Origin of the sequence: Muricoccus radiodurans (genome assembly GCF_050154705.1) — a bacterium.
GTDB lineage: Bacteria > Pseudomonadota > Alphaproteobacteria > Acetobacterales > Acetobacteraceae > Roseomonas > Roseomonas radiodurans.
Genome location: NZ_CP189561.1, coordinates 4,310,454 through 4,324,661, shown reverse-complemented (window position 1 = coordinate 4,324,661; position 14,208 = coordinate 4,310,454). Strand labels below are relative to the sequence as shown.

Annotated in this window: 12 protein-coding genes; 6 read left to right on the top strand and 6 right to left on the bottom strand. The window is 71.5% G+C overall.

What is annotated here, in order from left to right; all coding sequences use genetic code 11:
- Nucleotide 1: 1 nt before the first annotated feature.
- Together dxs and ACP6CK_RS20300 are read right to left on the bottom strand one after the other, a co-directional pair.
- Nucleotides 2-1,945 carry a 1-deoxy-D-xylulose-5-phosphate synthase gene (gene dxs, locus ACP6CK_RS20305; RefSeq protein WP_426955124.1) on the bottom strand — a complete coding sequence of 648 codons (1,944 nt, stop codon included), beginning with the start codon at nucleotides 1,943-1,945 and terminating at the stop codon, nucleotides 2-4.
- A 116-nt stretch (nucleotides 1,946-2,061) separates the two neighbouring features.
- Nucleotides 2,062-2,817, bottom strand: a complete 756-nt coding sequence (locus ACP6CK_RS20300; RefSeq protein WP_426955123.1) for an NTP transferase domain-containing protein — start codon at nucleotides 2,815-2,817, stop codon at nucleotides 2,062-2,064.
- 107 nt (nucleotides 2,818-2,924) lie between these two features.
- On the opposite strand from ACP6CK_RS20300, the gene aepX reads away from it, so the two are divergent.
- Genes aepX through ACP6CK_RS20280 form a run of 4 tightly spaced genes read left to right on the top strand, consistent with a single transcriptional unit; the run spans nucleotide 2,925 to nucleotide 7,839 of the window.
- Entirely contained in the window at nucleotides 2,925-4,583 is a 1,659-nt protein-coding gene (aepX, locus tag ACP6CK_RS20295) for a phosphoenolpyruvate mutase (protein WP_426955122.1), read from the top strand.
- A 10-nt stretch (nucleotides 4,584-4,593) separates the two neighbouring features.
- Nucleotides 4,594-5,754: a phosphonopyruvate decarboxylase gene (gene aepY, locus ACP6CK_RS20290; protein ID WP_426955121.1), complete on the top strand. Its 1,161-nt coding sequence runs from the start codon at nucleotides 4,594-4,596 to the stop codon at nucleotides 5,752-5,754.
- A complete protein-coding gene (locus ACP6CK_RS20285; RefSeq protein WP_426955120.1) occupies nucleotides 5,751-6,728 on the top strand; it encodes a lysylphosphatidylglycerol synthase domain-containing protein in 978 nt (325 codons plus the stop codon). Before aepY ends, ACP6CK_RS20285 begins: the two co-directional genes overlap by 4 nt.
- Before the next feature lie 10 nt (nucleotides 6,729-6,738).
- Nucleotides 6,739-7,839 carry a 2-aminoethylphosphonate--pyruvate transaminase gene (locus ACP6CK_RS20280; RefSeq protein WP_426955119.1) on the top strand — a complete coding sequence of 367 codons (1,101 nt, stop codon included), beginning with the start codon at nucleotides 6,739-6,741 and terminating at the stop codon, nucleotides 7,837-7,839.
- Between the two features lie 123 nt (nucleotides 7,840-7,962).
- On the opposite strand, the gene ACP6CK_RS20275 is transcribed toward ACP6CK_RS20280, so the two are convergent.
- Nucleotides 7,963-9,249: an esterase-like activity of phytase family protein gene (locus tag ACP6CK_RS20275; RefSeq protein ID WP_426955118.1), complete on the bottom strand. Its 1,287-nt coding sequence runs from the start codon at nucleotides 9,247-9,249 to the stop codon at nucleotides 7,963-7,965.
- A gap of 119 nt (nucleotides 9,250-9,368) precedes the next feature.
- Between ACP6CK_RS20275 and ACP6CK_RS20270 the strand changes: the two genes are divergently transcribed.
- Nucleotides 9,369-10,904, top strand: coding sequence for a M81 family metallopeptidase (locus ACP6CK_RS20270; protein ID WP_426955117.1), 1,536 nt, complete (start codon nucleotides 9,369-9,371; stop codon nucleotides 10,902-10,904).
- A gap of 237 nt (nucleotides 10,905-11,141) precedes the next feature.
- Nucleotides 11,142-11,807 (top strand): flavin reductase family protein, encoded by a 666-nt coding sequence (locus ACP6CK_RS20265; RefSeq protein WP_426955116.1) that lies wholly within the window; start codon nucleotides 11,142-11,144, stop codon nucleotides 11,805-11,807.
- Nucleotides 11,808-11,963: 156 nt separating this feature from the next.
- Here the strand turns inward: ACP6CK_RS20265 and ACP6CK_RS20260 are convergent, their stop codons facing one another.
- Genes ACP6CK_RS20260 through ACP6CK_RS20250 form a run of 3 tightly spaced genes read right to left on the bottom strand, consistent with a single transcriptional unit; the run spans nucleotide 11,964 to nucleotide 14,178 of the window.
- The gene (locus ACP6CK_RS20260; RefSeq protein WP_426955115.1) at nucleotides 11,964-12,794 is read right to left on the bottom strand and encodes an alpha/beta fold hydrolase; all 831 of its coding nucleotides are present in this window, start codon (nucleotides 12,792-12,794) and stop codon (nucleotides 11,964-11,966) included.
- Nucleotides 12,795-12,844: 50 nt separating this feature from the next.
- Nucleotides 12,845-13,315 (bottom strand): GNAT family N-acetyltransferase, encoded by a 471-nt coding sequence (locus ACP6CK_RS20255; RefSeq protein WP_426955114.1) that lies wholly within the window; start codon nucleotides 13,313-13,315, stop codon nucleotides 12,845-12,847.
- A gap of 23 nt (nucleotides 13,316-13,338) precedes the next feature.
- Nucleotides 13,339-14,178, bottom strand: coding sequence for a hypothetical protein (locus ACP6CK_RS20250; protein WP_426955113.1), 840 nt, complete (start codon nucleotides 14,176-14,178; stop codon nucleotides 13,339-13,341).
- Nucleotides 14,179-14,208 lie beyond the last annotated feature (30 nt).

Sequence of the window (14,208 nt, the reverse complement as noted above, 5' to 3'; positions counted from 1 at the left end):
GTCAGCCGGCTCCGGCCAGGGGCGGCCGCCGCGCCGCGGCATCGTTCAGGCCGATGGCGTTCAAGGCCGCGGCCACGATCTGCGGGGCGTTGAGCCCTGCGGTGTCATACTGTCGTTTTGGGGTGTCGTGGTCGAGGTACAAGTCGGGGAGGGTGAGGGGTCGGAAGCGGAGGCCGCCGTCGAGGAGGCCGGCATGGGCGAGGTGGTGGGCGACGAGGGCGCCGAAGCCGCCGGTGGAGCCCTCCTCGAGGGTGATGAGCACCTCGTGGTGGCGGGCGAGCTGTTCGACGAGGCCGGTGTCGAGGGGCTTGGCGAAGCGGGCGTCGGCGACGGTGCAGGAGAGGCCGCGGGCGGCGAGGTCCTCGGCCGCGAGCAGGGCCTCGGCGAGGCGGGTGCCGTAGGAGAGGAGGGCGATGGCGGTGCCCTCGCGCAGGATGCGGCCCTTGCCGATCGGGAGTGGCGTGCCGCGGGCGGGCAGCTCGAGGCCCCTGCCCTCCCCGCGCGGGTAGCGGAAGGCGATCGGGCCGGCGTCGTGGCTGGCGGCGGTGGCGACCATGTGGGTGAGTTCCACCTCGTCGCTGGCCGCCATGAGGGTCATGTTCGGGATGCAGCCGAGATAGGCGATGTCGTAGGCGCCGGCATGCGTCGCGCCATCGGCCCCGACCAGCCCGGCGCGGTCCATCGCGAAGCGCACGGGCAGGTTCTGGAGGGCCACGTCGTGGACCACCTGGTCGTAGGCGCGCTGGAGGAAGGTGGAGTAGATCGCCACGAACGGCCGCAGCCCCTCGCAGGCCATGCCGGCGGCGAAGGTGACGGCGTGCTGCTCGGCGATGCCGACGTCGAAGGTCCGGCGCGGGAAGCGCTTGCCGAAGGCGTCGAGCCCGGTGCCGGAGGGCATGGCGGCGGTGACGGCCACGATGCGCTCGTCCGCCTCGGCCTCGGCGATGAGGGCCTGGGCGAAGACCTTCGTGTAGGCGGGCGGGCCGGGGGGGGCCTTGGCCTGCTCGCCGGTGATCACGTTGAACTTCACCACGCCGTGGTACTTGTCGGCCGAGGCCTCGGCGGGGGCGTAGCCCTTGCCCTTCTGGGTGACGACGTGGAGCAGGATGGGCCCGGCCTCCTCGGCGTCGCGCAGGTTGCGCAGCACGGGCAGGAGGTGGTCGAGGTCGTGCCCGTCCACCGGGCCGACGTAGTAGAAGCCGAGCTCCTCGAACAGCGTCCCGCCCGTGAGGAAGCCGCGGGCGTACTCGTCGGCGCGCTCGGCGGCCCGCGCGAGCGGCCCGGGGAAGCGGCGGGCCACTTTCGCCATCACCTCGCGGATGGAGAGGAAGGGGCGGGACGAGATGAGGCGGGAGAGGTAGGCCGAGAGCGCGCCGACGGGGCGGGCGATCGACATGTCGTTGTCGTTCAGCACGACGATCAGGCGCGACTTCATCGCGCCGGCGTTGTTCATCGCCTCATAAGCCATGCCGGCCGACATGGCGCCGTCGCCGATCACCGCGATGACGTTCTGCCCGGCCCGGCGGCCCAGCAGGTCGCGGGCGACCGCCATGCCGAGCCCGGCGGAGATGGAGGTGGAGGAGTGGGCGGCGCCGAAGGGGTCGTACTCGGACTCCGAGCGCCGGGTGAAGCCCGAGAGGCCGCCGGGCTGGCGCAGCGTGCGGATGCGGTCGCGCCGGCCGGTCAGGATCTTGTGCGGGTAGGCCTGGTGGCCGACGTCCCAGATCAGCCGGTCGGTCGGCGTGTCGAAGACGGCATGGATCGCCGTCGTCAGCTCCACTACGCCAAGACTCGCGCCCAGATGCCCGCCCGTGGTCGAGACCGCGTGGATCGTCTCGGCCCGCAACTCCTCGGCCAACTCCTTCAGCTGCTCGGCCGAGAAGTTCCGAAGATCCGCCGGAACGCGAACACGGTCCAGCAACGGGGTCACAGGAGGGGAGGACATGCTGCCCCCGTTCTAGGCTCCTCCGGGGTCCCCAACAAGGAAGCCCCGGCCCGATCCCGTGATCACACGAGCGGCAGCGGGTGGATCGGCCCGCGGCGCGGAGCAGAAGCGGAGGTTCAGCCTTCGACCTGCGGCAGGACGACGTCCCGCGCCCGCGCCACGTCCTCCGGGAAGTCGATCTCGATCCAGGGCAGATGGGTGATGTCCGCGACCCGGAAACGGCCGGGCTGGGCGAGGATCAGGTCGCGGATCGCCTCCTCGTACTCCACGTCCAGCTGATCCGCGTCCACATAGGCCTCGCAGCGCTCCGCCAAGGCGGCCGCCGTATCGGCCGAGAAGCGGAAGAAGCCGACCGACTCCCCGTGCCGGTCGTGCGCGTGCTCCGGCTGCTTGCGGAAATCGACGATCTCAGAGCCGCGAAGGCAGATCTTGACGGGCTCGTCCCCCGGCTCGATGTCGCGGTCCAGCAGCAGGATGTTCTCGCCCTCCGCCGCGATCAGGGCCTCGATCATCCGATGGTTGTAGAGAACATCGCCGTCCATCAGCAGCAGCGGCGCGCCAGCACGCAGGCGATCCCTCTGGACCCAGAGGGAGACGAGGCTGCCGCGGGTGTACCGGGGGTTCTCCACGAAGGTCACGCGGTCCGACCAGCCGAGGCGCGCGACCTCGGCCTCGATCTGCTCGCGCTGGTAGCCGACCGTGATGCTCACGGCCGGCACGCCGTGGCGGTCCAGCGCGGAGAGGTGTCGGGCCAGAAGGGTCTGGCCGCCGAACTCCAGCAGGATCTTGGGCCGGTTGCCGTTCCCGTCCAGCCGCCGGCTCACGCCGGCGGCCAGGATGATCGCCGCCGCGGGACTCTGAAGAAGTGGCAATCCGGGGGTCCCGATGCTGGCGTCGAAGTCACGGAAGGGTAAAGTGACGGACACAGGTCTGACAAGCACGGCCCCGGTCGGCCGTACCCGTTGCGGGAGGAAGCAGCTTGGATTCCATCGACGCCCCGGTCACCCGCGGCGGCGCGCCGGCCGAGGCCGCGCCGCCCCGGACGCGCTTCGCCGCCCTGCGGCGCGAGATCATGTCCCCCTCCCTCTCCTTCCTGATGGAGGCGCATAACGGCCTCTCCGCGAAGATCGTGGAGGAGGCGGGGTTCCGCGGCATCTGGGCCTCGGGCCTCACCAACTCCGCCTCGCTCGGCCTGCGGGACAGCAACGAGGCGTCCTGGACGCAGGTGCTGGACGTGCTGGAATACATGGCCGACGCCACGCGCCTGCCGATCCTGGTGGACGGCGACACGGGCTACGGCAACTTCAACAGCGTCCGCCGCCTGATCCGCAAGCTCTGCGAGCGCGGCATCGCCGGCGTCTGCATCGAGGACAAGCTCTTCCCGAAGACGAACTCCTTCCTCGGCGAGGCGCAGCCGCTGGCGGAGATCGACGAGTTCTGCGGCCGCATCAAGGCCGGCAAGGACAGCCAGACGAATGACGACTTCGTCCTCGTCGCCCGGGTGGAGGCGCTGATCTCCGGCCGGGGCATGGAGGAGGCGCTGCACCGCGCCGAGGCCTATCACCGCGCCGGCGCGGACGCGATCCTCATCCACTCCAAGAAGTCCATGGCGGACGAGATCTTCGAGTTCGCGGAACGCTGGGGCGGCCGCGCGCCGCTGGTGATCGTGCCCACCATGTACTACGCGACGCCGACCGACCTGTTCCGCCAGGCCGGCATCTCCACCATCATCTGGGCGAACCACCTGCTGCGCGCATCCATCGTCGCGATGCGGGAGACGGCCGCGCGCATCCACGAGGATGAGTCGCTCGTCCGCGTGGAGGGCAGCGTCGCCTCGGTGAAGGACATCTTCCGCATCGTCGGCAATGCGGAGCTGGAGGAGGCGGAGCGCCGCTACCTTCCCGCGAAACCCGCGGCGGGCGCGATCGTGCTGGCCGCCTCGGGAGGGGAGCTCGGCGGACTGACGCTGGACCAGCCGAAATGCATGGTGGACATCCGCGGCCAGTCGCTGCTCCAGCGCCTCGTCGGCACGCTGCGGGAGCGCGGCGTGCGCGACATCACCGTCGTGCGCGGCTACCGGAAGGAGGCCGTGTCGCTGCAGGGCATCCGCACGATCGACAACGACCATTATGCCGAAACGGGAGAGGTGTGCTCGCTGGCCCTGGCCCGGGACGCGATCCAGGGCGAGACGGTCGTGGCCTATGGCGACGTGCTGTTCCGCCCTTACATCCTGGACAGCCTGCTCACCAGCCGCGCCGATATCGTCGTGGCGGTGGACACCTTGGCCGCGTCGAACACGCGCCCGGGGAAGCGCGATCTGGTGACGGCGGACCGTCGCTTCACCGGGGATTACCTGGACGACAACCAGGCGCATCTGCGCCAGATGGCGGCCGACATCGCACCCGGCGAGGTCTGCGGCGAATGGATGGGACTGGTCCGCTTCAGCGCCCGCGGCGCCACCTGGCTGCAGGAGGAGATCGCGGCGATGGAGGCGGAAGGCCTGCTCGAGACGGGCGACCTGCCGCTGCTCCTCACCCGGCTGGCGGCGAAGCACCCGATCCGCGTCAAATACTTCACCGGGCATTGGCTGGACGTGGACACGCTGACCGACCTCGCCGAGGCCCGCAACTTCACCTAAACCGAGTCCCATGATCACCGCGGACGACTTCATCACCGAGGCCGGCCGCGCCGGCTTCGACTTCTACACCGGCGTGCCGTGCAGCTTCCTCACGCCGCTCATCAACGGCGTGCTGTCCTCGCCCGCCCTCGCCTATGTCGGCGCGGCGAGCGAGGGGGAGGCGGTGGCCATCGCCTCCGGCGCGTGGCTGGCCGGGCGGCAGACCGTGGTGATGTGCCAGAACTCCGGCCTGGGGAACGCGGTGAACCCGCTTACCTCCCTGAACCACCCGTTCCGCATCCCCACGCTCTTCCTGACGACGTGGCGTGGCGAGCCCGGCATCCCGGACGAGCCGCAGCACGAGATCATGGGTCAGATCACCCAGGACCTGATTGCCCTGATGCGGCTGGAGCAGGCGCCCTTCCCGCCCGCGCGGCAGGCGCTGGGCCCGGCCCTGGCCCATGCCGTGGAACGGATGGAGGCGACCGGCCTTCCCTACGCCTTCGTCGTCCGCAAGGACGACGTGGCCGACACCCCGCTGAACCAGGCGCCCCGCCCCCTGCCCCCGCCGGGCCGGCGGGAGGACTTCCCGGCCGAGGGCGACCGCCCGAGCCGGGCCGCGGTGCTGGAGCACTTCCTCGCCCTCGTGCCGGACGAGGCCGGGGTGATCGCGACCACCGGCAAGTGCGGGCGGGAGCTCTTCACCCTCGCCGACCGGCCGCAGCACCTCTACCAGGTCGGCTCCATGGGCGGGGCCAGCGGCATGGGGCTGGGCGTGGCGCTGAACAGCCGCCGCCCCGTCGTGGTGCTGGACGGCGACGGCGCTGCCCTCATGAAGCTCGGCACCTTCGCGACGGTCGGCGCCTATGCGCCGTCCAACCTCATCCACGTGGTGCTGGACAACGGCGTCCATGACTCCACCGGCGGGCAGGCGACCGTCTCGGCCTCGGTGGACTTTGCGATGGTCGCCCTCGCCTGCGGCTACCGCTACGGCGCGTCCTGCGCCTCGCTGGATGGGTTCGAGGCGGCCTTCCGCGCCGCGCTCGCATCCGGCGGGCCGGCGCTGATCCACCTGCGCATCGCGCCCGGTTCCATGGCGAAGCTCGGCCGGCCCACGGTGAAGCCCGCCGACGTCGCGCGCCGCTTCCGCGACTTCCTGACCGCGCCGATCACGGAGCCGTCGCCGGCGTGATCTGGACCACCGCCGTCAGCCTGCTCGTCGGGCTGGCCATCGCCGTCGCGCTCATCGTCACGAATGATCCGGCCGAGATCCTCCGCCTGCTGTTGCAGGTGGGATGGTGGCTGCCGGTCATCCTCTTCCTGAACGTCACGCAGACCGTCGCCTCCGGCCTCGGCTGGGGTCCCTTGATCGACGATCCGCGCCGGCCGGGCGTGCTCGGCCTGACCTTCCTGCGCTGGGTCCGCGTCTCCACCAACGCGCTGCTGCCGATCGTGCAGGCGATGGGGGAGCTGATCCGGGCGCAGCTCCTGGCGCGCTATGGCGTGGCGAAGGCGAAGGTCATCGCCAGCCTCGCCGTGGACCTCGGGACCGAGATGGCCTCCCAAATCGTCTTCTCCCTCATGGGCCTCGCCGTCCTGCTGCTCATCCCGCATGAGGGCGGCGCCTCCGCCCTGCGCTGGGCGATCATCGGCATCCTCCTGGGCGCGGCGGTCACGGGCGTCTTCATCGCGGCGCAGCGCTGGGGCCTGTTCCAACTCGTGGAGCGGATACTGCCGCAGCTCGCGGCGCGGGTCGGCTGGACCTCGCTCGGCGAGCTCTCGGGCCTGCACGAGACGGTCGTCCACCTCTATCGCCAGCCCGGGCGGCTCTGGCGCAGCGGCCTCTGGCACTTCGTCTCCTGGCTGCTCGGCGTGCTGGAGACATGGGCGGCGCTGCGGGCCCTGGGGATCGAGGCGAGCCTCGCCGAGGCGCTGGTGATCGAGAGCCTGGGCCAGGCCGTCCGCAGCGCCGGCTTCTTCATCCCCGGCGCGCTGGGCGTTCAGGAGGGCGGCTACGTCCTCATCTGCGCCCTGTTCGGAATCCCGCCGGACCGCGCCATCGCCCTGGTGCTGATCCGGCGCCTCCGCGACATCCTCCTCGGCTTGCCCGGCGTGATCGCCTGGCGCTGGAGCATCGCCACCCGCCCGGCCGTCGCCCCCGGCTGAGAGGTTCCCCATGACGGACAGCCCCATCCTGCTGACCCCCGGCCCGCTGACGACGGCGCCCGAGACCCGCCGCGCCATGCTGCGGGACTGGGGATCGCGCGACCCCGCCTTCATCGCCCTGACCGCGGAGATGCGGTCCCGCCTGCTGCGCGTCGCGGGGGCGGAGGGGACGCATGTCGCGGTGCCCCTGCAGGGCTCCGGCACCTTCATCGTGGAAGCCGCGATCGCCACTCTCCTCGCGCCCGGCGACAAGCTGCTGGTCCTCATCAACGGCGCCTATGGCGAACGGATGGTGACGATCGCCCGCCGCATGGGCCGCGCGGTGGAGGCCCTGCGCTGGCCGGAGGACCAGCCGGTGGATTCGGCGCGCGTGGCCGAGTCCCTGCGGGCTGACCCCGCCATCACCCATGTCGCCCTCGTCCACTGCGAGACGACCACCGGCATCCTGAACCCCCTGCCCGAGGTCGCCACGGTCGTCGCCGAGGCCGGGCGTGCCTTCCTCCTGGACGCCATGAGCAGCTTCGGCGCCTTGGACCTGAACCTGTCCGCCGTGCCGGTGACCGCGGTTCTCGCCTCCTCCAACAAGTGCCTGGAAGGCGTGCCCGGCCTCGGCTTCGCGCTGATCACGCCCGCCGCGCTCGAACGGGCGAAGGGCAACAGCCCCTCCCTCAGCTTCGATCTGCACGCCCAGTGGCGCGGCTTCGAGTCGGACGGCCAATGGCGCTTCACCCCGCCCGTGCAGGTCGTCGCCGCCCTGGTGGAGGCGCTGCGCCGCCTGGAGGCCGAGGGCGGCCCCGCCGCACGGGGCCGGCGCTACCAGCGGAACTTCGACACCCTCCTGGCCGGCATGCGTCGCCTCGGCTTCGAGCTGTTCCTGGACGAGGCGGTGCAGGCGCCGATCATCGCGACCTTCCGCATGCCCAGCGACCGGCCGCTGGAATTCCGCGCCTTCTACGACGCGCTGGCGGATCGCGGCTTCCTCATCTACCCGGGCAAGCTGACCCAGGCGGAGACCTTCCGCATCGGCTGCATCGGCGCCCTGGACAGGCCGGATTTCGAGCGGCTGCTGGAGGCGGTGGCGGCGACGCTGCGGAGCCCGGTGACGGCCTGAGACTGGGCGATCCCGGGAGGCGCCGCCTCCCGGCCCCCGCGATCTGTCCATTCGACGCGGTCCAGGGGCGCGTTCGCCCCTGGCGGATGGGGTCTGGGGAAGGCGGAGCCTTCCCCAGGAGTGTCAGCGCCCCAGGTCGAGCCCGCGGACGAGCACGATGCGCGTGCGCTCCCCGGTGATGCCGAAGTCGTCGTCATTCACCATCAGCAGCGCACCATCCGGCATCAGGGCCAGGCCCTCGATCTTTCCAGGGACCTCCGGATGGTCGGCGGTGTCGAGCACCAGGCGCTTCGTCACCGCGACCACGCCGGTGCCGGCGAGGTCGTTCAACTGCTCCAGCGTCGGGCGCGTCGCCGGATCGTCCCAGCGGCTGCCGAGAATGTTCGTGGCGGCCTCCAGCCGCACCTCGTAGAGCTTCGTCGTGCGGTCCGTGCGCTCCAGCACCAACAGCCGGTCGGGGCCGAGCCAGAGCATCTCGGAGATGCGCGGATCGTTCTGCCGCTGCGAGGGATCGAGGCGGAAGGTGCGGGGATCGTCGAGCTGGTAGACCCATTCGCCCGTGACGCGCCCGGCCGCGGGATCGAAGCGCAGCAGCCGCGTGTTGCGGGAGGCGCGATAGGCGGCGGCGTCCGGGTTCGCCAGCGGGTTCTGCACCATGGCGTAAAGCGCGCTGCCGTCCGGGTGGCCCGTCAGGCTCTCGATGCCGCGGTTGGACTGGCGCCGGGCGAGGATGGCGGGGAGTGCCTCCACGATCTCGTAACCGGCCTCCCGCAGCTCGCCGCCCGTGCCGACCGGGACGAAGCGGCGACGGATGCGCCCGTCCGGGCCGACATGGACGATGGAGGGCGCGTTCTCCTCGCCGATCCAGAAGCTGCCGTCCGGGGCGCGATAGAGACCCTCGGCATCGATCGCGGCGGCATCGTGGGGCAGGCGGCGGCCGGCGGCGTCCAGCGGCGTCTCGGTGCGGCCGGGCAGCGGGTTGGTCAGGCCGGTGATGGGGCGGCCATCCGGCGTCTTGATGGCCAGTGCCTCGAAGACGCGGAAGGTCCCGGCGGCCTCGTTCAGCTGCACGCCGTACAGGGTGGGGGCGTAGTTCGGCACGGGATAGACGCGGCCGTTGCGGTCCTCGGCACAGATCCGCTCGCGCGGCAGGCCGGTGATGGCCGCCGCCTCGTCGCAGGCGAAGTTCGGCCCGCGGTCGGAGAGCATGCGGACGATGTCCGCCGGGTCCTCCGGCCGGCGATGGGCGGCGCTGCCGATGCCGACCGTCAGTTCGAGCGTGCGCCCGCCCTCGAAGGTCACGCGGCCCAGGCGGAGGGCGGGGTCCTCGCTCGTCAGCACGGTGAGGCGGGGCTGCGCCTGCACCACGCAGGGCGCGAGGAGAAGGGCGACGAGGAGCGGGCGGCGCATGGCGGAACCTTCGCGGAAGGGCGGTGACGCTAAGCCTCGGCGCCATCGGCCGTCAGCCATGATTCCGTGACAACCGCACCGGCTCGACAGGGTGGGCGGGGGCTTCTCTACTCCCGGGCATGCCTCAGCCGCCCCGCGTCGCGATTCTCGGCCTCCACCTGGAGGTGAACGCCTTCTCCCCGCCCACCACGCGCGCGGATTTCGAGGCGCAGTCCTGGGTGGAGGGAGGAGCGATCACGTCCGGCGCCCGCTCCACGGTGACGGAGATGCCGGCGGAGTTCCCGGGCTTCTACGCCCGCATGGACGCGACCGGCCCATGGGAGCCGGTGCCGCTGATCGCCATCGCCGCCCCGCCCGGCGGGGTGATGGAACCCGGCCTGTTCCCCGACTTTCTCGCGCGCGCACGGCAGCGGCTGGAGGCGGCCGGTCCGGTGGACGCCGTCTATGTCGGCTCCCACGGCGCCAGCCGCGCCGCGGAGGAGGACGACACCGACGGCGCCGTGACGGCCATGGTGCGGGAGGTGGTCGGGCCCGACGTGCCGGTGGTCGGCACGCTGGACCTGCACTGCAACGTCTCGGACCGGCAGGTCGCGCTGTCAGACCTGCTGATCGGGTACCGCACCAACCCGCATGTGGACATGCGGGCGCGCGCGGCGGAGGCGGCGGACGCCATCCGCGCCCGCCTGGCCGGAGAGGCACGGCCGGAAGTCCACTTCATCCGCCTGCCCCTGACGCCGCCGACCGTGACGCTGCTGACCGCGGAGGCCATGCCCTATGCCGAGGCGATCCGCGAGGGCGAGCGGCTGCGCGCGGCCGATCCGGACATCCTGAACGTCTCCGTCACCGGCGGTTTCGTCTTCACGGACATCGCGAAATGCGGGGTCTGCGTCTGGGCGGCGGCGCGGGCGGGGAAAGCAGACAAGGCGCGGGCGGCCGCGAAGGCCATCGCGGGCCGTCTCTGGGCGGAGCGGGGGCGGTTCCGGCGGGTGCTGACCCCGTTGGACGTCGCGGTGGCGGAGGCCGTGGCGACGGGCCCCGATCCCTCGCGCTCCCGGCTGATCCTGGCGGACGTGGCGGACAATCCGGGCGGGGGCGGTCAGGGCAACACCTCGGCCCTGCTGGCAGGGCTGCACGGAGCGGGAGCGCGGGGGGTCGTGCTCGGGGTCTTCGTGGACCCGATCCTGGCGGCGGAGGCCCATGCCGTCGGAGAGGGCGCGCGGATCGAGGCGGTGTTCAACCGCGTGCCGGCGCCCTTCGCGGACCGCTTCGCGGCCGGTGCCGTCGTGCGGCGCCTGTCGGACGGAAACGGGGTGGGGCGACGCGGGACGATCGCGGGCCGCGCCTTCGCCCTCGGTCCGTCCGCTCTCCTGGAGCTGGAGGGGAGCGGGGTGCTGGTGGTGGTGGGATCGCTGCGCCGGCAGTTCCTGGACCCCGCCATGGCCGAGATCTTCGGCGTGGACCTGGAGGCGGCGCGGACCATTGTCGTGAAGTCGCGCGGCCATTTCCGCGCCGGCTTCGACCAGTTGGCGACACCCGATCGGGTGCTGGAGGTGGACGGGCCGGGGCTGGTGAGCCCGGTGCTCTCGCGCTTCGCCTTCCGCGGATTGCCGCGGCCCGTGTTCCCGCTCGATGAGGATGCGCGGTGGGGGGAGTGAACCCTCTCGCGGGCCAGATCAGTTGGGAGGCGGCGCCGGGAGGCGCCGCCTCCCGGACCCTCCGCCGGGGGGCAGACGTGCCCCCCGGACCCCGCGGCCCTTTGGGGCGGCCTTAGGATGTGATGGTCTCAGGCCGATGAAGGGGTGGTTGGAAGGCGCCTTCCCCAGCTTGCTTCGGTCAATCTTATGTCCTATCGCCCCGACCGCGCCGGCCGCTCCGCGCGCCAGGGGAAGTTCATGTCCAGCGAAGACCGCTTCACCTTCGTCGACGGCGAGGGTCTCGACACCGCCGCCGCCTATCGCCTCGTCGTCGGCTGCGTGGTGCCGCGCCCCGTCGCCTGGATCACAACGGTCGATGAGGAAGGGCGGGTGAACGCCGCGCCCTTCTCCTCCTACAACTACGTTGCCACCAGCCCGCCGATGCTGGCCGTGAACATCGCCGCCCGTGCGGGCGATGGCGCGACGAAGGACACGGCGCGCAACATCCTCTCCTCCCGCGAATTCGTCGTGAACGTCGCGACCGAGGAGACGATGGACGCGATGCACGACTCCGCCCAGGAATACCCGCCCCACATCAGCGAGACCGAGGCCCTGAACATCGGCCTGCTGCCCAGCCGCCGCGTGAGGGTGCCACGCATCGCGGCCTCCCCGGTGCAGATGGAGTGCCGGCTGGAGCACGTGATTCCGCTCGGCCGCGGCGTGAACACGCTCTACATCGGAGAGGTCGTGGCCTTCCATCTCTCGAACGAGATCTACGATGGAAAGCGCGTCGACAGCGCGAAGATGCGCCCCGTCGCGCGCCTGGGCGGGCCGTTCTACGCGGCGCTCGGCGAAATCATCCACCGACCGATGCTGCAGCGGCCGCCGGGCGGCGAGGGGTGGCAAGGGGCGGAAAAGGCGTAGGGCCAGGCGGCATTCCCCACCAAGCGCCTGCGTTCGGCCCTGCCTCTCATTCCAGACTGCCGCCGAGGGTGGATCTGGCCCCCCCTCTCCGCCTTCCGCGGCAGCCCGACAGAAAAAGGAGGGGGTCTGGGGGAGTTCATCTCCCCCAGCCTTGCTTCAAACCTTCCGCAGGAAGGCCAGCACCTTCTCGTTGAAGGCCTCCGGATACTCCCACGCGATGGCGTGCCCGGCCTCCGGGATCACGTCCCACTCATGCCGCGGCAGGCGGCGCGCCCACATCTGCATCAGCGCCGGCGGCGCGTAGAGGTCGGCGCCGGCCGCGATCACCAGCGCGGGGCAGGTGATGGCCGCGATCTTTGCGTAGGTGTTCGGCGTGCGCAGCGGCTGGGCCGGGGCGCCGGCCCGCCGGGAGCCGTGCTCGATCGCGATCCAGCGCGCGACACCGTCCGGGTTCGTGCCGCGATAGGTCGGTCCGATCTCCCGCAACTCGGAGGGCTGGCGCTGGAACTCCGGGGAGTTCACGCGGTCGAAGAACGTCCGGATCTCCGGCTCGGAGAAGTTGCCGTAGCTCGCGCCGACGATCAGGCTCAGCAGCCGCTCCGGCCGCCAGCCCCCGTAGTCCAGCGCCACGAAGCCGCCGCCCGCGACGCCCAGCAGGTGGAAGCGATCGAGGCCGAGATGACGGACGAGCGCGTCCAGGTCCTCCGTCACGGTCCCCGGCTGCGGCCCGCTGGACGGATCGGGCTCGCTCCGGCCCCAGCCGCGCCGGTCGAAGGCGATGACGCGGTAGCCGGCGGCGGCGAAGGGAGCGATCTGCGGCTCCCAGGTCTCGATCGTGCCGGTGTTGGCGTGCAGCATCACCAGCGGCGTGCCGGAGCCGCCCGTGTCCACGTACCAGAGCCGCACGCCGGGGAGCTGGGCATGCCGGCCTTCCGGCATCGCCGCCCCCGCCGGTCCCGCACCGGCCGCCGTGAGGGAAAGGGCCATGGCCGTCCTCCGTGTGATCCTGTGATCGCCGTGCATGATCTCTCCTCCCGTCAACCCGGCCCCGGGACAGGCCGCTCCATGAAGAGGTGGATGTCGGAGCGCCCGGTCTCCGCGAAGCCGTGCCGCCGGTAGAGCGCGCCGACCGGGTTCCAGTGAAGATGTTCCAGCCGGACCGGCAGGCCGAGGCCATCCGCCAGGGCGATCACATGGGCCAGGATGGCCGACCCGATGCCCCGGCCGTGGAACGGCGGCAGGATGTAGAACTCGCCGAACCGGACGTGATCCGCCGCGCGCTCGACCGACAGCGTGCCGAGCGCCTCCTCGTTCCGCCGGATCCCGAAGAACGGCTTCTCCGCGAAGCGGCGGCGATGCAGGTCGCGCTGGAACGCCTCGTCCCAGCCCCAGCGGGAAATGATGTGCGGGCCCATGGCGGCCCGCTTCGCCGCGAAGGCGAACTCCTCATCCGCCGCCGTGGCGAGTCTTGGGAAGGAGAGGTCCGGCGGAAGGTCCGGCAGGTCCATCCACGCGGAGTCCTCTCTGGGTGTCAGTTCGCCGCCCGCTGCCCGGGCCCGGCGCCGTAATAATCCCGCACCGTCTGCCAGGCGACGGTCTGCAGGAAGCGCGCGGTCTCCGCATCCAGCCCCGCCGTGTAGGGGTTGCCCTCCGGCGAGCGCCCGAGCAGCGAGGCATAGGTGACCGCCGCCGCCAGATAGGTCCCGGCCAGGCTCGGGTGCCGCTTGTCCGCGACATAGAGGTTCAGCGACGGCCGCTCCCGCACCGACCGCGCGAAGGCGAGGCCGGCGGGAATGACCAGCGCGTTGTTCGCGTTGCCCGCGACCGTGTAGGCCTCGGCGAGTTGCTCCGTCATCTCGGGCTTGTCAGCATAGGCCCAGGACATGAAGAAGACGGGCCGCGCGCCGTTCGCGCGCACCGTCTCGCTGTGCCGCCGCGCGTATTCCGTGAAGACGGAGGACAGCCGCGGATGGATCGGGCACTGACTGCAATCCATCATGATCGCGATGTCGAACAGCCGGGCGTTCTGGTTGAAGACGATGTTGTTGCCGGCATCGAAGGTATAGGACCCGACCGCGTTCGGCCGGAAGTAGGACGCGACGTCGTGCCAATCGAAACCCGAGCCGCTGATGGTGACGGAGGTCGTGCGGAAGGGCCGGTTGTCGCCCGCGGCGCGCAGCAGGCTCGTGACATGCCCGTGCATCGAGTTGTTGTAGTAGAAGAAGGAATTGCCGATGTAGATCGCGGACTCCGGAACCTCCCCGATCTCGCGCACCTGCGGCCGGGTGGTCTGCGCGGTGGCGGCGCCGGTCAGCGCCAGAAGGCCCGCGAAGGCGATCGCCAGCCGACGGCCGGCCCTGAAGCTTGGCATGGTGTTTCCTCCTCCGATGACCCTGTGGGC